This window comes from Streptomyces sp. Edi2 (assembly GCF_040253635.1).
Classification (GTDB): Bacteria; Actinomycetota; Actinomycetes; order Streptomycetales; family Streptomycetaceae; genus Streptomyces.
Genome location: NZ_JBEJGX010000002.1, coordinates 193,364 through 211,166, shown reverse-complemented (window position 1 = coordinate 211,166; position 17,803 = coordinate 193,364). Strand labels below are relative to the sequence as shown.

General features: G+C 72.9%; 18 protein-coding genes. 3 read left to right on the top strand and 15 right to left on the bottom strand.

Annotated features, from left to right (window positions below):
* Positions 1-4 precede the first annotated feature (4 nt).
* The 5 genes from ABR737_RS02940 to ABR737_RS02920 form a co-directional block, all read right to left on the bottom strand.
* Positions 5-3,427: a DNA polymerase III subunit alpha gene (locus ABR737_RS02940; protein WP_350248707.1), complete on the bottom strand. Its 3,423-nt coding sequence runs from the start codon at positions 3,425-3,427 to the stop codon at positions 5-7.
* 288 nt (positions 3,428-3,715) lie between these two features.
* Positions 3,716-5,071 (bottom strand): DUF6292 family protein, encoded by a 1,356-nt coding sequence (locus ABR737_RS02935; RefSeq protein ID WP_350248605.1) that lies wholly within the window; start codon positions 5,069-5,071, stop codon positions 3,716-3,718.
* 318 nt (positions 5,072-5,389) lie between these two features.
* Positions 5,390-6,052: a lysophospholipid acyltransferase family protein gene (locus ABR737_RS02930; protein WP_350248604.1), complete on the bottom strand. Its 663-nt coding sequence runs from the start codon at positions 6,050-6,052 to the stop codon at positions 5,390-5,392.
* 181 nt (positions 6,053-6,233) lie between these two features.
* Positions 6,234-6,722 (bottom strand): hypothetical protein, encoded by a 489-nt coding sequence (locus ABR737_RS02925; RefSeq protein WP_350248603.1) that lies wholly within the window; start codon positions 6,720-6,722, stop codon positions 6,234-6,236.
* 158 nt (positions 6,723-6,880) lie between these two features.
* Positions 6,881-7,255: a DUF6573 family protein gene (locus tag ABR737_RS02920; RefSeq protein ID WP_350248602.1), complete on the bottom strand. Its 375-nt coding sequence runs from the start codon at positions 7,253-7,255 to the stop codon at positions 6,881-6,883.
* 188 nt (positions 7,256-7,443) lie between these two features.
* Between ABR737_RS02920 and ABR737_RS02915 the strand changes: the two genes are divergently transcribed.
* Positions 7,444-8,115 (top strand): 3'-5' exonuclease, encoded by a 672-nt coding sequence (locus ABR737_RS02915; protein WP_350248601.1) that lies wholly within the window; start codon positions 7,444-7,446, stop codon positions 8,113-8,115.
* Positions 8,116-8,221: 106 nt separating this feature from the next.
* Positions 8,222-9,085 carry an ATP-dependent DNA ligase gene (locus ABR737_RS02910; protein ID WP_350248600.1) on the top strand — a complete coding sequence of 288 codons (864 nt, stop codon included), beginning with the start codon at positions 8,222-8,224 and terminating at the stop codon, positions 9,083-9,085.
* A 57-nt stretch (positions 9,086-9,142) separates the two neighbouring features.
* On the opposite strand, the gene ABR737_RS02905 is transcribed toward ABR737_RS02910, so the two are convergent.
* Complete coding sequence (locus ABR737_RS02905; RefSeq protein WP_350248599.1) at positions 9,143-9,943, bottom strand: GNAT family N-acetyltransferase; 801 nt, start codon at positions 9,941-9,943, stop codon at positions 9,143-9,145.
* Positions 9,944-9,994: 51 nt separating this feature from the next.
* A complete protein-coding gene (locus tag ABR737_RS02900) occupies positions 9,995-10,393 on the bottom strand; it encodes a hypothetical protein (protein ID WP_350248598.1) in 399 nt (132 codons plus the stop codon).
* 341 nt (positions 10,394-10,734) lie between these two features.
* Here ABR737_RS02900 and ABR737_RS02895 point away from each other — a divergent pair, with 341 nt between their 5' ends.
* The gene (locus ABR737_RS02895) at positions 10,735-12,399 is read left to right on the top strand and encodes a hypothetical protein (protein WP_350248597.1); all 1,665 of its coding nucleotides are present in this window, start codon (positions 10,735-10,737) and stop codon (positions 12,397-12,399) included.
* A 22-nt stretch (positions 12,400-12,421) separates the two neighbouring features.
* On the opposite strand, the gene ABR737_RS02890 is transcribed toward ABR737_RS02895, so the two are convergent.
* The 8 genes from ABR737_RS02890 to ABR737_RS02855 form a co-directional block, all read right to left on the bottom strand.
* Positions 12,422-13,045 carry a hypothetical protein gene (locus ABR737_RS02890; RefSeq protein ID WP_350248596.1) on the bottom strand — a complete coding sequence of 208 codons (624 nt, stop codon included), beginning with the start codon at positions 13,043-13,045 and terminating at the stop codon, positions 12,422-12,424.
* Between the two features lie 65 nt (positions 13,046-13,110).
* Positions 13,111-14,037: an alpha/beta fold hydrolase gene (locus ABR737_RS02885; protein ID WP_350248595.1), complete on the bottom strand. Its 927-nt coding sequence runs from the start codon at positions 14,035-14,037 to the stop codon at positions 13,111-13,113.
* A gap of 2 nt (positions 14,038-14,039) precedes the next feature.
* Complete coding sequence (locus tag ABR737_RS02880; protein WP_350248594.1) at positions 14,040-14,582, bottom strand: GNAT family N-acetyltransferase; 543 nt, start codon at positions 14,580-14,582, stop codon at positions 14,040-14,042.
* A 115-nt stretch (positions 14,583-14,697) separates the two neighbouring features.
* The gene (locus ABR737_RS02875) at positions 14,698-14,892 is read right to left on the bottom strand and encodes a hypothetical protein (RefSeq protein ID WP_350248593.1); all 195 of its coding nucleotides are present in this window, start codon (positions 14,890-14,892) and stop codon (positions 14,698-14,700) included.
* On the bottom strand, positions 14,889-15,299 hold the full coding sequence (locus ABR737_RS02870) for a WhiB family transcriptional regulator (protein WP_350248592.1): 411 nt from the start codon (positions 15,297-15,299) through the stop codon (positions 14,889-14,891). The genes ABR737_RS02875 and ABR737_RS02870 overlap by 4 nt, the downstream gene beginning before the upstream one ends.
* Positions 15,296-15,478, bottom strand: coding sequence for a hypothetical protein (locus tag ABR737_RS02865; protein WP_350248591.1), 183 nt, complete (start codon positions 15,476-15,478; stop codon positions 15,296-15,298). The genes ABR737_RS02870 and ABR737_RS02865 overlap by 4 nt, the downstream gene beginning before the upstream one ends.
* Positions 15,479-15,530: 52 nt before the next feature.
* Positions 15,531-16,394, bottom strand: a complete 864-nt coding sequence (locus ABR737_RS02860) for a DciA family protein (protein WP_350248590.1) — start codon at positions 16,392-16,394, stop codon at positions 15,531-15,533.
* Positions 16,391-17,782 carry a helix-turn-helix domain-containing protein gene (locus ABR737_RS02855; protein ID WP_350248589.1) on the bottom strand — a complete coding sequence of 464 codons (1,392 nt, stop codon included), beginning with the start codon at positions 17,780-17,782 and terminating at the stop codon, positions 16,391-16,393. Before ABR737_RS02855 ends, ABR737_RS02860 begins: the two co-directional genes overlap by 4 nt.
* Positions 17,783-17,803: the final 21 nt, after the last annotated feature.

The window sequence follows — 17,803 nt, the reverse complement described above, 5'->3', positions numbered from 1 at the left end:
GTCCTCACCCGGCCGAACCGGGGCTGGCGTACGCCTTGAGGTTCGCGGTGCGCTCGCCGGCGGGCACCAGGTCGGCCCATGCCTGGAGCTGTGCGCCGTTGGGCAGATGGAGGACTCGCGCGGGCGGGGAGCCTGCGGCGGGTGCGGCCGGTGCGCCGAGGAGTTGGTGGACGGCGTCGGGCCCGTGGTCGCGGCGGGCGGCGGCGAGGGCTTCGAGGTCCCAGGCCCGCTCTCCGACGACGGTCGCACGGGTGCCGCGCCGCTGGACTTTGCCGCGCACCAGGACCAGGGAGCTGTGGAACACGGTGTGGGCGACCGTGTCGTGGGCCGAGTCGAAGAAGGCGACGTCGATCATGCCGCTGCCGTCGTCGAGGGACGCGAAGATCACGCGCTTGCCGCTCGGGATCGGGGGAGTTTGGGTAGCACCTCGCACGCCGGCGACGAGGACGGGCTGTCCGGGGCGCAGGGTGGGCAGGCGGCGGGCGCTGGTGACGGCGAGCTCGCGAAGGAGCTGGTGGTGGTGCTCCATGAGGTGGGTGGAGACGTCGATGCCAAGGACGTTGAGCTCGGCGGCCAGGCGCTCGCGGGAAGTCATCTCTGGCAGCCCGGAGGGCGGGGCGGTCGGCGAGGTGCCGTGGTCGAGGGGGAGCTGTCCGTCGTCGAGGGGGCGGTTGCGGGTCTGGCGGTGCAGTTCGGCGATCTGCAGCAGCAGGTCACGGCGGCTGGCGGCGCCGCGCAGCGTGTCCAGGGCGCCGATGTTGACCAGGTTCTCGGCGACCGGGCGGGCGGGGCGGGCGCGCTGCCACAGGTCCTGGACGCTCGCGTACGGCTGGCCGTCGACGATGCGCCGGGTCTGTTCGTCGGTGATGCCGCGGACCTCGGCGAGGGAGAGGCGTACCGCGAAGGTGCCGTCGTCGGCAGGTTCGACGCGGTGGGTGGCGGCGGAGCGGTTGATGTCGACGCCGTGCACCTGGATGCCGTGGCGGCGGGCGTCGGCGACGATGATCCGTTTGGGCCACATGCCCGGGTCGTGCTGGAGGACGCCCGCGTAGAGCGCGGCCGGGAAGTGCGCCTTCAAATAGGCTGATTGCAGGGCAGGCACGGCCAGCGCGACAGCATGCGCGCGGGCGAATCCGTAGGCGCCGAACGCCTTGAGCTTCTCCCAGACCTCCGTCACCACAGGCTCGTCGTAGCCGTGGGCCAGGGCCCGGCCGCGGAACCACTCCCCCACCTTCGGCAGCCGGTCGGCGTCGCCGAGGGCGCGGCGGGCGAGTTCGGCGAGCGCGTCGTCGACGCCGCACATGAGCGCGACGATCTTGATGATCTGCTCGTGCCAGATCAGGACGCCGTAGGTGTCGGCGAGGATCGGCGCCAGGTCGGGGTGCGGGTAGGCCGGCGGCTCTCCATGCCGGGCGGCGATGTACTGGGCGGGCATGCCGCCGGCGACGGGACCCGGACGGAAGAGGCTGACATCTGCGATGACGTCCTGTACATCGCGCGGTTGCAAACGGGACAGTAGATCCATTTGCCCAGGGCTGGCGAGGGTGCTGACGGCGACCGTCCGTGCGTCCTGGATGAGTTTGAAGGCGAAGTAGTCGTCGAGCGGAACCTGGTCGAGGTCGAGGTCCTGGCCGGTGGCGCGCTTGATTTCGGCGACGGCATGGGCCATCGCGGATTGCGTCCGGCTCCCGAGGACATCGAGTTTGATCAAACCGAGATCCTCGATATCGGTCTTGTCGGCCATCAACATCTCGTAGTTGCCGCCCGGGGTGGGCTGTACGGGCAGACGGGTGCGCAGCGTCGCGTCGGAGATCACGACGCCGCAGGGGTGCATGGCGATTCCGCGCGGCAGGGCGTCGAGTCCTTCGGCGAGTTCGAACAGCGGCCCGTAGCGATACGCCTGGGCGGCGAGGCTCTTGAGCTCGGGCAGTTCGGCGAGGGCGGCGCGGATGTCGCGGGCGCGGATGTGGGGGAATGCCTTGGCGATGCGGCCGACCTCGCCGGGGGCGATGCCGAGGGCGAGTCCGGTGTCGCGCAGGGCGTGGCGGGCCCGGTAGGTCTCGGGCATGGCGGTGACGCCGACGCGGTCGGTGCCGTACCGGGCGAAGATCGCGTCATAGACCTCAAGTCGCCGGTCTGCTTCGACGTCGAGGTCGATGTCGGGCAGGTCGGTGCGGCGCAGCGAGAGATAGCGGGCGAAGACGAGGTTGTGGTCGAGCGGGTTGGCCGCGGCGATGCCCAGCAGGTGGTTCGTCATCGAGCCGGCGCCCGAGCCTCGGGCGGCTACCCGGATGCCCAGTTGGCGTACGTCGTCGACGACTTGGGCCACCGTGAGGTGATACGTGTCGTAGTGGAGCCGGCCGATGATGTCGAGCTCGTGGTCCAGTCTGGCGCGGACTTCCGGGGAGCGGTCGAGACCGCGGCGGATCATGCCGGCCTCGCAGCGTTCGCGCAGCAGTCGGGCGGCGTCCGCCGCGTCGGCGGCGCCGACGGCTTCGGGTTCGGGCAGGTGCGGGCGGCCCAGACCGAGGTCGGCGCGTGGGTCGAGGGCGCACCGCTGCGCGGTGGCCGCGGTGTCGGCGAGCAGCCGGCGGCCACGGCGGGGGTCCGCGCCGGCGGCGAGCGCGATGCGGTCGGCGGCCGCGGCCATCTGCCGGGCGTCCTTGAGCCAACGCTGGCCGGAGTCGAGGTGGCGGCGGTCGATGGGGCGCAGCAGGCGGGCGCTGTCGAGGACGTCGGCGAGCCGGTGCTGGTCGGGATGCGCGTATCGGACGGCGTTGGTGAGGACGGCCGGAATGCCGAGCTCATCGGCGAGGCCCAGAGTGCGGGCGGCCAGCCTGAGCGAGCCCGGCCCGGTCCCCTGCAGTCCGTGCCAGACGGCGGCCAGCCGCAGGTCGGAACAGAAGAGCTCGCGCCACGGGCGCAGCAGCTGCTCTGCGAGGTCGGGGCGACCGGCGGACAGGGCTTGGGCGGGTTCGGACGCGGGGCCGAGCAGGGCGGTCAGTCCGTCGCCGGCGTGATCGCGCAGCAGGTCCCAGGTCGCCACCGGGTAGCCGTCGGTCGGTGCGGCGTGCGCGGCGGACAGCAGGCGGCACAGTCGTGTCCAGCCGGCACGGCTGTGCGCGAGGAGCTGGACGCGCAGGAGCGGCTCGCGGACGTAGGCGCCGCCGCGGGCCGGGGTGCGGCGGCGCTCGGTGCGGGCCGCAGTCAGCGGGGCGACGGCCAGGTCGACGCCGAGGACGGGCCGGATGGCGTGCTGCTCACAGGCCTTGGCGAAGCGGACGAAGCCGGTGACCGTGTCACGGTCGGTCAGCGCGAGGACCTGCATGCCGCGCTCGGCGGCGGCCTGGACGAGGGCGGCCGGGGACGAGGCGCCGTACCGGGGCGAATAACCGGAGGCGACGTGCAGGTGGGCAAAGCCCTCCATGGCGTCCTCCGATCGTGCCTTGTCCCACTGGTGTGCTCGCACCCCTCCCGGTTTTCGAACATTCGTACGATGACTGTAACGCGTGAGTCCGCTGAGCGGGCAAGGGGGAGGTCGGGCATTCACCCGCCAGGGGTAGCCGCGCTCACCGTCCGCCGAGGACGTGGCCCGCCGATCCTCCTCGCCGGGGTACTGCGCGCAGGCAGGAATGCCGGGCCTGCCCGGAGGCGGGCAGGCCCGGCCGGCCCTCGGCGGGCCGTGAGCTGGAGGGTGGAGTGGGGTGGGATCCTCTTACGGGCGCGTCGGCGTCAGGTAGGCCAGCACAGCCGTGTAGGGGTCGAGATGGAGCGGCGACCGGCTGGACAAGGGCGCTGCGCTCTCGGTCGCCATCAGTGCCTGCGCGACGGCACGCGGCTCGGGGACCAGATCAGCGGGCAGTAGCCGGCGGACCTCCCCGAACCCGGTGACCGACCAGCCTCGGTCGCTGAACCAGAACAGCAGCACGGAGTCCGTCGCGAACGTACGCAGAGCGGCCTCACCGCCGACGGCGAAGTGCGCTCCGAGGACTCCTTGTTCGTCGAAGTCGAGTTCGTAGCCGTCGGGGGCACTGGTCCTGATGACGGTGAAGCCGGCGTCGGCCACGGCAGCGACGACTTGTTGCACGTAGGCGTCCTGGGGGCCCTCGGCGCACCAGGTCTGGACAGCCGGCTGCGCAGGTGCGTGCGCGGCGGTCCACTCCAGGATCTCGCGGCGGGACACTTCCGGGCCGGTGCGGGCCTGGAGCCGGCGAAGGAAAGTCGCGGCGAACAGGTCCGCGGGAAGCGGGCGCAGGCCCGTGCCCCGGCATCCGCCGCAGATGCACACGTGGCCGCCGTCCGGCCGGTAGGCGGGAACGTGCGCCTCGTGCTCCGGGTCCAGGGCGGTCAGCCAGCCATTGCCGTGGCAGGCTCCGCAGGAGGCGCGGCTGGTCGGCGCGGCACCGCCGAGTGCGTGCGCGAGGACTGCGCGGGCCAGGTCCTCGCGGCCCGGGGCACTCTCGCAGGTGAAGTACCCGGTGGTGGCCGGTGTGCCCCAGGGGCGGGGGAAGGGGATGTCCTCGATGTGCAGGCCGTCGACGGTGTGGACGGTCACCTGCCGGCGCGACGGTGACATCGCCGCCTTCCGCACCCGGTAAGTGACGTCGTCCTGCTGGGGGCGTGAGCCGTACGGACGCCGGAGCAGATGGCGGAGCGGACCGGTGAGCGCGGGGATGCCGGCGCACAGGTAGTCGGGTGCGCTTCCCTTCTTCAGCGCGTCACGCAGCTGGTCGAGCGGGAAGTACCGGAGCGCCGGAGGGATGTCCGGCAGGACCTCGGCCGGGGCGGGGGCGCCTGCCAGCCGGTAGAGGTCCTCGCACAGCGCTACCGCGTCTTCCATGGTGGGCCAGTCGGCGTGGTCCGCGGCGGCCAGGTGTCCTCGAAGGCGGTCGCGCCAGGACACGGCGATGTCGTCTGCTTCGGCGAGCTCCCGCAGCGTCTTGCGTGCCTGGTCGGGGTGAAGTTGACGGCTGCGTGCGGCTTCCAGGGCCTTCCCGTACGGGAGGCGGGTGCCAGGAGCGTGCTGGATCTGTCGGGCCCGCTGCTGTGCGGTGGTCCGGTTCTTTGGCATGGCTGGTTCCTCGGCCGCAGCGCGCGGGCGCCCACATCGTGCTGCGGCTGGGAGTTCGAAGGACACCACCATGACGCAGCACGGGGTCCGGAAACCCTTGCCGTCAGCGAAGCCGCGCGGATGTGGACGAGCGGCGGACGGCCGTGGCGGTACGTGTCTGGCCAGGAGGCCATCGTAGGAGCCTCGCACCCGCTGCGCGGTCCAATGCGCCGTATTCATCCCTGGGTGCTCGACCGAAACGCCGATGTCCGGCGGTGGGACTTCGATCCCCTCCACTCGTGGCCAGGAAGGCCGTGGAGCTGCGGAGGCGCGGTGCCGCTACGCGACGAGCGCGGCGGGCTCGCCCAGGTGGGCTGCCGCCGTCCGCCACGCCGTGGTCACCGCGGTCCTGGCTCGCGCCGTCCGTACGGCGCGGTCGCCGGTCAGCACCAGTGGCGCACCTACATGGACGTGCAGGTCGGGTCGGCGCAGGGGGGCGGTGGCAAGACCTGCGAGCTGCTTTACGGCGCCGCCCGAGGTGACCCGGCGGGCGCCGGCCTGACCCACGGGAACAACGGGAGCCCCGGTGCTCTCGACAAGCCGGGCCAGGCCGCTGCGGAAGGACCCGGGCGCCGCTTCGGCCGCGTCCCTGCGGCGCGGCAGCCCGCCCTCGGCGTAGATAAGGACCAGCCGTCCCCGGTCCAGGGCGTCGACGGCCAGGTCCAGCGCGTTCGCGGCGCGCCGGTCGCGGCGGACGACGGGGATGTGGCCCTCGCGTGCAAGCGCGCGGCCGAGCAGCGGGACGTGCCACAGGCCGGCGGCCGCCATGATGACCGGCTCGACACCGAGACGCCGCAGGGCCGCAACGACGATGGCGGGATCGGCGAGGGAGGTGTGGTTCGCAGCGAGGATGCTGCCCGGCGCCAGGTGGGCGTCCGTGTCGGTGGTCACCGACAGGCGGCCGACGGCGGGCACCAGAAGGTCTGCGATGCGGCTGAGCATGAGCGGTCTCCCGGCTCGACGATGTTGATCTTCATCGTCGGCGGTGGGCCCGGCCCAGTCCTGAGTCGGCGTACTCATCTTCGGGCTGGATGCCTGCCCCGTTGTGCGCACCCCCGTGGAGCAAGGCGGTGGCGCGTTCTCCCGCACCCAGGTGGTGCTCCTGATTCCCGCGGGCGTAGGGCTAGGGAACGTGGGTGAACTCTGCCCACTCGGGAAGCCGCGTCGGCGCGTGGAGGGCGGCGTCGATCAGGAGCGGGTTGCCGATCGAGACGCGCACGGCCCGGAGTGCCATCTTGTATCGGCCTGCGATGACATCCCCCACCCATGAGGCGAGGCCGGCTTCGGTGACGCCCTCGTCCACCGGCACGTGGGCGGTGCCGCGCTCCTCGGGCAGAGGCTCCAGCACCACGCACACCCGGGCCTGGGCGCCGTAGTCCCCTGTTGGCGCCGCCGCCGCGATCCAGGCGTCCGAGACCCGCAGCGGTGCGCCGAGGATCTGTCCGTGCGGACCGAAGCAACTCAGCTCGTTGCCTTGGACGTGCAGCGCCACCGGCAAGGGCAGGTTCGTGATGTCGTCCTGGGTGTCGGCCGCGAAGACCAGGACCGCGTTGTCGGTGTCCGTGGCGGACCGCTCCGCTGGCACGACAGCAGTCGTGAAGTGGATTCCCATGCGGGGACCCTATCGACGGCCGCTGACAGGCGGGGGCCCTGCAGCTCTTCCCGGCCCCTTACTCGACCTTGCATGGTGCGGCGAGCGTGAAGGGACAGGGCCGGTCTATCCGCTCGTCCGCGCCAGCCAGCGGTCCGCGGCCGCCGCCCGGCCGGAGGTCACATTTCGTGGGGAAGCATCAAGGTCATGACGGGCTCGCCCGTATCACCGGGCTCGGTGATGGCGAGGAGCCGGTCGACGCCGGTGGATGCCTGCGTGGTGGGCATGTCCTCGGCAGGCACCACGAAGCACACCTCGTTCGCGGGCGCCCTCGCCACGGCCCTCGCCACCGCCGACAGCACCGTGCGCAGCCGCTCGTCCTCACCGCCGTCGGTGCCGGCCACGAATTCTCCTTGGGCGCCGGCGGTGATGAGCAGCGGAACCTCGAAGCCGGCGTCGGAGGCCAGCTTGGGCGGGATTTCGATGAGGGCGCCGTCCTCGATGAACTCTGCCCGTGTGTAGGAAGCGACCACCGGTCCGTACTGGTCATCCATGTCCCACGTCCCTGGTCTCGGCTCCGGCATTTCTGCGTCTCCTTGAGCTTGCCGCCTTCGGGTCTGTGATCGCTGTCCCTCGGACGGGTGATCGGTGCGTCCGATCCCCTGATGGCTGGGCGGCACGGCAGGGCCAGCGGCACGAACGGCCCACCGCAGACGGTCGCGATGGGGCAGGATGCCGCTCGATGACAGCGCTGATGGACAACCTGTGCGGCACGACCTTCGTGGTGATCGACTTCGAAGCGCTCACCCCGACGGGCCGGCCCGCGGAACCAACCGAGGTCGCAGCCCTCGCTCTGGTCGTCCGAGACGGACATCTTGTCGAGGACGGCCGCTTCGAGTCCTTGATCCAGCCGCCTTCGGATGTGCCGATCACTTCCCGGGACCTGGCACACGGGATGAGCGAAGCCGCCCTGCGGCGGGCCCCCGTACCGGCCGTGGTGCTCGCCGGGCTCGACCAGAAACTGACCGCACCGCCATACCGGCTCGTGGCCCAGCATGCTTCGACCGAGGCCGGACTGATCGCCCGCCAGCGCCAGCACTGCCCCGTGCTGAGTTCCACCCCGTTCCTGGACACCCTCAAGATGGCCAAGCAGGTCCTCCGCGGCATGTCGTCGTACGGGCTGGACGCGCTGCTGCGCTACTACGGCATCTCGCAACCAGCCGGCCGTCACCGGGCGATGCCCGATGTAGAGGTCACCGCCGACGTGTTCCGACGGCTGCTCTGCGACGGCGCTCTCGCCGGTCACTGGTCCACACTGCTCGACCTCGATGCCTCTGCCGGGCTCCGGCCCAAGCCGGAGACCTGCATCGACGCCTCAGCGCAGGACGGCCTCTTCGACGTCCGGAACGCGTAACCGCAGCTTCCTCGCCGCCGTCTCTGTACCCGCTGCGCCAGGGCGGGTGGCGGCAGTGGGCTCTTGTCGGCGCGCGGTGCGGCGACCGGCGACGCAGCCTGGTGGCGTGGAGTTCCCTGTGGCGGTGGCCCTCGCCCAGGCCGTGCCGGAGCTGCCGGCTGGCCGGGGTTGGTGGTTTGAGCCGAAACTGGATGGTCACAGAACGATCTTGTGGTGCGAGGCGGGCCGGGTGCGGCTGCAGTCCCGTTCCGGGCGGGACGTGACCGGCGCCTGGACAGATCTGGCGCGCGCCGCTCGCCGGCTGCCGGCCGGCACGGTCCTGGACGGCGAGGCGGTCGTCTACATAGCGGGGCAGGTCGACTTCAGCGCGGCGCAGGCTCGCGCTGCCTCGTCCCCCGCCCGCGCCGCCCAGCTGGCGGCGCGGTGGCCGGCGTCGTTCGCCGCGTGGGACATCCTGGCGCACGCCGAGCTCGGGGATATCCGGTCCCGCCCGTACGTCGAGCGGCGGGCGCTCCTGCTCGATGTTCTGGAGGGCGTGGGCCCCCCGCTGCAGGCCGTGCCGGCCACTGACGATCGCGACACCGCTCTGGTCTGGTACGAGGCGCTTCGCGCCCAGGGCGTGGAGGGCCTGGTCGCCAAGCACGCCACCTCGACGTACCGGGCAGCGAGGATCTGGCGGAAGGTACGCCATGCCGACACCCTCGACGTCGCTGTCGTCGGTTTCACCGGTCCGCGGTCGCGGCCCCGGGCCTTGGCGGTGCGGCTGCCGAACGGGCGGACTGTCCTGTCCCAGACCGTGAGCGCGCCGGTCGGGCACGAGGTCGTGGCGCGGATGGCCGACGTGGGTCCCGGGCGCCCCGCGCGCACCGAGTCCGGGGTGGCGTTCGAGGCAGTGGAGACGGGGCTCGTCGCCGAGGTCCTGGCCGGGACCACGCGGCATGGGGTGGTGACGGTGACCCGGCTGCGGTGACGTCTCGCCCTCGCACCTCGTGGTGCGCCCCCGCTGGGATCCGGCCCCCGCGGGGGATCACGCTGCCGAGTTTTCCAGCCAGGCGATCCAGGCACCGTCGGGCGCCCGGCCCAGGTGGAGGGTCGGCGCGTGGCCGGCCGCGTGGGCGCAGATCCGGCCGTAGGTCCCATGGCGGGCGGGACAGAGCCGAGCCACTTCCTCGGCGGTGAGGACCGAAAGGTCCTCCGGGAGGTGCTGCCCTGCGGCGGTGGCGCGGGCCTGCGCGCCGCGCCGGCGCTCGACCTCGTCCAGGTGCGAGGCGGTCAGGCGTAGCCAGCGCAGGTCGGAGTCTTCCTGGTCGCCGCCGGGGGTGTAGACGCACTGCCGGGCTCCGTACTCGTCGAGCTCGTCGACGAGGACCATGCCGAGCGACTCCAGCAGGCGGCGCGAGCGGGCATTGGACGCCTGCGTGACGGCGACGACCGGGCCGCCGTCGGGCACCGCTGCTGTCCACCAGCCGACGATGGCGCCGACCGCCTCGCGTCCCAGCCCGCCGCCCCAGGCGGAGGGGAGCAGTTGGTAGGAGACCTCGGCCCGGTCTTCGCACCGCGGGTCGGCGCCGATGCCTGCCAGTCCGACCGCCTGGCCGTCGGCGACTCGGACGATGGCCCAGGCGCCGGGCGTCTGCGGGTATGCGGCCTGTCGGGCGGCGACGCGCTCGGGCGAGGCGGGGCCGCCCAGGTAGGTGCGCACCCTCTCGTCGGTCAGCAGCTCGCGTACGACGTCGGCGTCCTCCGGAGTGACCGGTCGAAGGAGCAGCCGTTCAGTGCGCAGCTCAGCGGGCCAGACGCTGTCCAGGGCGATGCCGACGGGCTTCATTCGCTCAGCTTCGCAGACGGGGACGCCGCCCGTGCGCGGCCGGAAGCGGCCTCAGCTCCGGCCGCTCGGCGGTGGTGTCGAGCTCCCTGGTCCTCCAGGTACGCGGCCGGCTTTCCGCTCATCGGCGGTCGCGGACCGGGCCTGGTCGTGCCGTGCGCTGCGTTCACGCTGAAGAGCGAGGCGGAGGTGGTGCAGGGTGACGACGGGCAGCAGACCGCCCAGGCGCGCCGCGGCCCGCAGGTGCTCCACGGCCGTCTCCAGATCGGTGGCGGCCTCGGCCCGGCTGACGAGGTCTTCCGGAAGGTGACCGGCCACATATGCGAGTTGGTCGGCGAGCTCGGTGATTCCTGGGTCGTCGGGCACGGCACAGCCCCACTTCGCCGTGGCCTCCGCCAGTTCCTCGACTGCTCGGGAATGGGCGTGCGAGCAGCGGGCGGTCACCTCGTTCATAAGGCCATCGTCTCCGGGTCCGCCTCATGACGTGGGAAGTTGACCGAATTCGCTGCGAGGGCGGCCGCAGCCGGCGCTGCGGCGTACGGCGAGGTGGCAAGGTAGCGCCCTGCGCGGCTGGCCGGTCCGCCGATACCTCGCTCTCAGTGGCCCCGGACGCCGATAGCGTGGTGGCGCAACGGACGGCACAGAGCAAGGCGGGTTGAAGTATGAGGCACGGCCGGAGCCGTCTGTCGTCACTGGACCGAGTTGAGTTGCGGCGCCTGGACATTGACCTGCCGGCGGTCGTCGAGGCGAAGACGCAGCTCGTGCGTACCGGGACGGGGAAGTGGCATGTGCCGGTGCCGGAGGGTAAGACGTGGGGGCACTGCCAGCATGCGGCCAGGCTGTCGGGACGAGCTCCCGAGCAGGTCGTGGTCCTGGAGGCGCTGGCCGAGCTGTGCTCCGGCTGCGTCAACGCCGTGGAACTGCCGGACGGGACCGAGGAGTTGTGGCGGGCGCTGGAGGAGATCCTGCGGGCCGATGCCCGTGCCAGCTCGCTGGCCGGCGCGAGCGGACCGCACACCTGGCCGTCTTACGCCAAGGCGCTGGAGCGGGCGGCCCGGCACGACGATGCCGCGGTCCGTGCCCTCCTCAAGCCGGTGCTCGATCATGCCGAGCTCGGCGCCCAGGGGTGGCGGGCGCTGCGGGCGTGGACGGCCGTGGTCGAGCGGTCGGACGAGGCGTTGGCCGCGTACCGTGCGGCCGCTCCGCCGGCGGCGGCCACCACCTCGGTGACCGCGGCCTGCGACGCGGTCGCGGCCGACCGGACGGTGCACGAGGAGTCCCGGGCCCTGGGCGCAGTGCTCGGAACCGGTTACGGATATGGGTACGGGCGGCCGTCGCTGGAACTGTGGACGATGGTTCGCGCGGCCTGGACGATGGCGCGCGAGCAGGGCCAGGATGCGGGCGGCGCGCTCGACTACGCCTCGGCCGTGGTGGCCCGGGAGTGGGGCAAGGCCCGGGTGCGGGATGTGACCGCGCTGCCGCTGCCGGCGCTGACCTGCGCGGCGGGGCACCCCTCGCCGGCCGCCTGGGCCGAGGCCGAGTTCCACCACCAGTGGCACTCCTTTGTGCAGCGCTGGTGCGCCCGTCTGGAGGCCGAGCTCGCCGGGGCGTCGCAGGGATCGGACAAGCAGCAGTTGCTGCTGGTGTGCGGTTGGCCGCTGACCGGGTCGCACGATCGTGACCTTGCCTTTCTGGCCCAGTACGAGCAGATCGGGCCGCGCGTGCCGTGGGGGGCGGGGCAGCGCTACAACCCCTACGGCGAGAACCTGCCCGCGGACGCGGTGGTCGTGGCGGTGCCCGCGTTCGCCGCCGAGCGTGCGCTCGAGCACGCCACGGGTCAGCGGGGGCGTCTGATCACCGGTGAGCCGCTCGCCGAGGGCGGCCTCACGCCGGACGGGCCGACTCCTGCGGTGCTGGGCGCGGCCCGTGCGCTGCTGCGGACCGCCTTTCCCTTGCTGACCGAGGACGTCGCGGAGGACGGCCGGCGCCCTCGGCCGTCCGAGCGGGTGCGTGAGGCCCGTGCGCTGCTGCGCGGGCGGCGCAGCTCCGAGCCGCCGGTGCACTGGGCGCCGCAGCGGGAGGAGGACTCCCGGTGGCGGTGGAAGGAGTCGTTCGAGCTGGGGCAGTGGATCTGGGTTCCGGACGACACCGCCGCCGGTCCGGCCAGCCAACAGCTGCGGGAGCTGACCGAGCCGTATCCGCCGCGCGGCGTCATGCGGCTCATCGTCGAGACCGGCGCCCGCGGCGACACTGCGGTGCACGTCTTGTACGGGGCCGTCGGCGGCTGGGACTCGCGTCGGCGCGTGCTCACCTTCACCGGGCGCGACACCGAGCACCAGTTGAGCGTTCCCGTGCACCGGATCGTGGGCCTGACCGGTGACCGCGACCGGCGCTCGCACGATGGCCCGCTGTGGGAGGAGTACACGCCTCCCTCTCCTCACCAGTTCCGCTACTGGTGATCCGGCTCTCGCGCGGCGAACGTCAGCAGCCGTACTGGTCCAGGATCTTGCGGGCGGTCGTGTCGGCGGGGGCAAGGTGCTGGAGGCCGCCGTCGACGGCGTGGTCCAGGCGCAGCACGGGCAGGCCCTCGGCGATGGGGTCGATGACCATCCGGCCGGGGTGATCGTCGGCGAAGGTGGTCTGCGTGCGGTCGAGGTTGTACGGCGTGGTGTGTAGGCAGTGTCCTGGGCCGCCGAGCTCGCGCTCGTAGCGGTCGTACGCCCGAGGGAACAGCGATCGTGCCCAGTCGGGCGCCGAGCCCATGACGGCCAGCAGGACGATGCTGGCGAGGATGCTCTGCCACAGGTACAGGCCGAACCGGGCGAGCAGCTTGTGGGCGATCGCGTAGAGCGCGAGCGAGAGCAGGGTGGCACCGGCGAAGACCACGGTCAGGGCGAGGTGCTGGTGGCGGTGCCACAGCTTGGAGTACAGGGCCAGGTAGAAGCCGGCGAAGACGAGGACGAGCGCGGCGCTGGCCGCAAGGATCGCGGCGGGCGGCCGGTAGTCGGGCCGTCCGTCCCAGGTGCGGGGCGGGTCGAGCCGGCGCAGGAACGCAGGTAGCTGGCTGCGCTCCGGGCGTCCGGCCGCGTCCGCGGGGTGGTTCAACGTGCTGGTCCTGTCGTTCGTTGATTGCGTGGCCGCCGACCGGGCGGCCACGCTCATGGTGGTGTTCAGCTGGCTCGTGAGTCTGCCGTACCGCCTCTTCCCGGCGCGAGGAGCATCGCCGCGCGGTCGCGGCGGGCGAGGCGGCGGTGCCATCGGCGGGCGGGTGGGAGGGCGTCGGCGCAGGCCCGTTCCAGGACCGTGAGGAAGGCCTCGGGGTGCTGGGTGGGTAGCCGGTGGCTGCCGCCGGGGACCACGTGGAGGTGGGAGGTGGGGATCTGCGCCGCGAGCCGCAGGGCGTGGATGGGCGGGATGGTCTGGTCGTTCTCGCCGACGAGGATGTGCACCGGAATCCGGGCGAGGGCTTCGAGCTGCTCGGCGACGTCGTGTCTCATGAGGGCCTTGAACCAGCGAGCGGCGTGGTCGATCGGGGGTTGGGGGTAGGGGCGGGGCCGCACGAGTTCGCGGATGCGGTGGGCCGGCACCGGGGCGTGGATGCAGAGGGCGGCCATGGCATGGCGGGTCATCCCGATCACGCGTTTCAGCGGAGGGTTGGGGGCGGTGGCAAGGTCGAGGCCGCCGGAGGTGGTCGCGGCGAGCAGGGCGGCGGTGACTTTGTCGCCGACGAGGTGCGGGTGCTGGGCGGCGAGCGCGAGGACGGCCATGCCGCCCATGGAGTGCCCGGCCAGCAGGACGGGCAGCGTGCCGGGGGCGGTGGCGGCGATGACGGCCTTGAGGTCGTCGGCGAGGAGCGGGATGGACGGCAGGGCTCGGCCGCCGGTGGAGTTGCCGTGCCCGCGCTGGTCGTAGCGGACGATGCGGGTGCGTGGGCGCGGAAGGTGGCGCACGTGCTCGTTGAAGACGGAGGCCGCCGCCTGCCATCCGTGGACCAGGACGAGCACGAGGTCGGGATCACTGGGCCCGTCGACGTAGAGGGCGAGGCGGGCTCCGTCCGGTCGCTGGAGCTCGGCGGTGGGGGTGGGCAGCTTTGCCACGGTCAACTCCGTTCGGGCAGCGGAAGGGTGATGTCGATGACGCCGGCACTGGCGGTGGGGATGGTGACGTTGCGGCGGTGCAGGATGCGCAGGGCGCGACGGTTGGAGGCGCCGAACATCGCGGTGACGGTGCGGCAGTCGGGGTTGGCGGCGGCCGCGGCGAGCGCCTGGTCGGTGAGCCAGGTCCCCAGGCCCTGGCCTTGCCAGGGATCGCCGACCAGGACGGCGAGTTCGTAGACGCCGGCGGTGCGGGTCCTGAGCAGGTGTGTGACGGCGGCCGCTGTCTCGGGGGCCTCGGGGCTTTCGTGCAGGGTGGTGAGCCAGCTGTCGCCCGCGGCGGGGTGGACGAGCCGCGCGAACTCCGATGCCTTCAACTCGCGGCGTGGCGTGGCGTATCGGGCGAACCGGCTGTCGAGGGAGCAGGCGTGATGGAGGGCGTTCACCAGGTCGAGGTCGCCCAGGTGGGCGCGGCGGGTGGTGAACGGTGGCTCGGGCTTCGTGGTGGGTTCGCTGGGGGCCGGCGTGATGGTGCTCGGCGTGGACAATCCGCTGCTCCTTCGTCTCGTCGGGGGCGCGCCGGGACGGAGGCGGGCCGAAGCAGGGAAAGGGTGCGGTGCGGGGCCTGTGGACAGAGCCCGTCGGCCGCTACTGGCGGGTTACCTACCTCTGGCCGGAGTTGGGCTTTCCGCGCTGTTTGCGCGCTATGGCGCGGCGGGTCGCCCGGCTCGGCTTCGGGGGCGGCTCGTCCCAGGTGTCATCGGGCACGACGACTTCCGTGGAGGTCAGGACGGTCTCCCATCGGATGCCGGGGGCGCCGGGGCGTTCGCCCCGCGGGGCGCTGCTCGGTCCGGTCATGTCTGGCTCCTCGTCCTGGTCGAAGGTCGCGGGTGGCTCGGGCGGGCTCGGCGCTCGGCGCGGCGGAGGTATTCGGCGGACTTGCAGGGCCGGCAGGGCTTCTGGCCGGCCCGCAGGTGACGGCGGTAGGCGGCGGGGGTGCCGCAGGGCTTGAGCGCGATCTTGTGTCCGCGGCCGCGCCAGCCGGCGGGCGGGTGGCCGGCAGCGGCGCGCTCGGCGCTGGTCTCGCCGCCCCAGGTGCCCCACTCCCGGTTGTCGCGGGCCTGCGTGCGGCAGTGGGCGGCGAGCGGGCAGCCGGCGCACAGCTTTCGGGCCGCAGCGGCCTGGGCGTCGTCGTGGAAGATCTCCGGGTCGGCGTCGGCGCAGGGTGTGGCCGCCTCCGGGCGGGCGAGGACCGGGCTGCTCATGCGTCTGCTCCGGCGGCGAGGGAGGCGGCCAACAGGCGCAGCAGTACATCGCGCTGGGCGTAGAGCGCGTCGAGTTCGGGGTCGGTGATGGTCGAAGCGGTCTTGCGGGCGGGCCGGCTCCAGCCGGCCGGGGGTGCGGGCCGGGGGTGTTCCGGGTGCTCGGCGTGGGTGGACGTCATGGGCGGGGCTGCTCTCGTTCGTACGCGTCGGGCCGATAGAAGGGCGGAGTGGTCAGGTGGGTCCGGCGCGGGGGCGGCTCCTGCCGTCCAGGAGCGCGCGGCGGGTGAGCTGGTATCCGGAGGAGGCGTTCTCCCGGGTGGTGACCGGCGCCTCGTTGGGACGCAGGGCCGGTGCGGGGGCCCCGACTTGGGCGAGCGCCTGCCGATAGCCGTCGCACCCGTCCTGCCGAGTCCGGAGCGGCGCCTGGTCGGCGGCGGGCACTGCGGGCGGGCTCTTCAGCAGGGCACGGGCCCGCTGGTAGCCGTCGCTTCCGTCTTCTCGGGTGCGGACCGGGCTCCGGGGCGTTCCGGCGGGGGCGGGCGCGAGCGCGGCACGCGCGCGGTGGAATCCGGGCGAGGCGTTCTCGCGGGTGCGGATCTCTCCGCGCGGCGTGGGGGCGGCCGGTTCGGGGGCCGGGGCGGGGGCCGCCATGGGGGTGCGGGCGCCGACCGGGAGGACGCGGATCTGCCGTACGGCTTCGGTGCCGACCGCGGTGTTGGCCTGGCGGATGAGCTGCGCGCTGATCAGGCGGGCCTGGGTGGCCCAGGCACTGGTGGCGGGGACGAGGTCGAGCCGGCCGGTGCTCTGGTCGAAGGCCGCCGGCCGCAGGTTGTCGGCGATCTCCGGAGTGACGATCGTGGGCCACTGGTCCATCACGGACCCGCCGGCCGCGGGGGTCTCCCAGCCGCGCTCGGTGACGAGCTGAGCCAGGGCGCCGCCGAGGCCCAGGGGGTCGCGGCCGTTGCGGCGGGCGACCGGGCGCCGCTTGGGGGCCCGCTTCGCCGACGTGGTGGCGCCGCGCTCCTTGGCGGCCTGCTTCGCGGCGGCCAGGGCGACGCGCGCCAGGTCCACGCCGGTGGGCTCGTCGGTGCTCATGCGGGCCTCCAGCCGTGCACGACTGTGCGGCCGAGGCGGGCAAGGCGCTGGACCTGGTCGACCAGGGCCGAGCTGTACAGGCGGCGGGTGTAGGTCTCGCCGCAGCTGGTCAGGGTGGCGCGGACGAGGGCGGGGTCCTTGAGCGCGGCGGCGCGCAGTTCGATGACCTCGTCGCGGGTGAGCTGTTCGAGGGCGACCAGGCCGTCGTCGCCGACGGCGAGTTCACGCTCGTCAACCGCCGGGGCGGCGGGCTGCTGCAGTTGGGCGAAGGCCGCGTCGACCTCGCGGGCCACGGCGCGGCTGGCGGGCCTGCGGCAGTCGTCCTGCCACCACTCGGCGTGCCGGTCGTGTTCGGCGGGGCGTGAGTCGCGCCAGTGGTCGACGATCGCGGTGCGCTTGGCGGGGGTGTCGTACAGCAGGTGCGCGCCCTTGAGGCGGCTGGCGAGGAATCCGGAGGGGCGGTGGACGCGGCGGGCGGGGGCTGCGAGCCCGACGACGGCGATGACCTCCGCCGTGCTCCATCCGGCGTCGGCGACGTGCCGCACGATCCAGGCGATCCTCGGGACGGCAGCGCGGTGGAGCCAGCCGACCTGCTGGATGAGCTCGGCGGCGAGCTGGTAGCGGCGGCCGGTCTGGTTCAGCTTCCGGCGGGTGGGCTTCTTGGGGGCGGGGGACTTGTGCTGCCCGCTGGCGAGCTTGCTCTCAGAGGGAGAGTTGAGATCACCCGCAGTAGAAGAACTAGAAGTACTACCCACCATTGGGGTGCAAGACGGGGTTCCCGAAGACGCTTTGAGGGCGCGGCGGTTAGCACCCTTTGTCCGCTTCTTGCGGCGGGGCGGGCGGGCGGCGGCGTGGAGCTCCTGGAGCAGCGGGATCTTGTCCTGGGAGAAGCCCCGCACGGAACGGATGAGGGTGTCCGAGGGGCCGGTGCGCAGCCCTGCGGCGTCGTCGAAAGCCTGGGGGATGGTGCGCTCGAACTCGCTGGCCCGTCCGCCGCAGCCGGCTACGCGGGTGCCCCTGGCGCGGTAGGTGAGCAGGCCGCTCTCCCGCAGCATGGCGAGGTGGTACTTGACGGTGCGCTCGGAGAGCTTCAGCCACTGGACCAGGTTGCCGACGCTGGGGCGGCACTCGGTGAGGTGGGCGATCGCCTTGGCCATGCGCCAGGTGGTGATGCCGAACTTCTTCGGTCCGTGGGAGCCGGCGGAGGCGTACGGGCTGTACTTGTAGAACCAGTACACGGCTTCGAGCCATGCCTCGCCGCTCGGCGCGATGCGGCCGCCGGTCGTGGACATCCACTGACCGGCCAAGGGCACGCGGTGGCCGGCGACGTCGTGCTCCGCGGCGGGCGCCGTGGGCGCCGGCCGGGGTGGTGCAACGATCGTGGGCACAGGGGTTCCTGGGATTTCGGG

What these genes read in the sequence shown, in the direction of transcription:
- ABR737_RS02925 (WP_350248603.1), bottom strand. Translation starts at nt 6,722, where the DNA reads ATGGGAATCCACTTCACGACTGCTGTCGTGCCAGCGGAGCGGTCCGCC.
- ABR737_RS02875 (WP_350248593.1), bottom strand. Translation starts at nt 14,892, where the DNA reads ATGACCGGACCGAGCAGCGCCCCGCGGGGCGAACGCCCCGGCGCCCCC.
- ABR737_RS02915 (WP_350248601.1), top strand. Translation starts at nt 7,444, where the DNA reads ATGACAGCGCTGATGGACAACCTGTGCGGCACGACCTTCGTGGTGATC.
- ABR737_RS02905 (WP_350248599.1), bottom strand. Translation starts at nt 9,943, where the DNA reads ATGAAGCCCGTCGGCATCGCCCTGGACAGCGTCTGGCCCGCTGAGCTG.
- ABR737_RS02865 (WP_350248591.1), bottom strand. Translation starts at nt 15,478, where the DNA reads ATGACGTCCACCCACGCCGAGCACCCGGAACACCCCCGGCCCGCACCC.
- ABR737_RS02870 (WP_350248592.1), bottom strand. Translation starts at nt 15,299, where the DNA reads ATGAGCAGCCCGGTCCTCGCCCGCCCGGAGGCGGCCACACCCTGCGCC.
- ABR737_RS02860 (WP_350248590.1), bottom strand. Translation starts at nt 16,394, where the DNA reads ATGAGCACCGACGAGCCCACCGGCGTGGACCTGGCGCGCGTCGCCCTG.
- ABR737_RS02940 (WP_350248707.1), bottom strand. Translation starts at nt 3,427, where the DNA reads ATGGAGGGCTTTGCCCACCTGCACGTCGCCTCCGGTTATTCGCCCCGG.
- ABR737_RS02935 (WP_350248605.1), bottom strand. Translation starts at nt 5,071, where the DNA reads ATGCCAAAGAACCGGACCACCGCACAGCAGCGGGCCCGACAGATCCAG.
- ABR737_RS02920 (WP_350248602.1), bottom strand. Translation starts at nt 7,255, where the DNA reads ATGGATGACCAGTACGGACCGGTGGTCGCTTCCTACACACGGGCAGAG.
- ABR737_RS02900 (WP_350248598.1), bottom strand. Translation starts at nt 10,393, where the DNA reads ATGAACGAGGTGACCGCCCGCTGCTCGCACGCCCATTCCCGAGCAGTC.
- ABR737_RS02930 (WP_350248604.1), bottom strand. Translation starts at nt 6,052, where the DNA reads ATGCTCAGCCGCATCGCAGACCTTCTGGTGCCCGCCGTCGGCCGCCTG.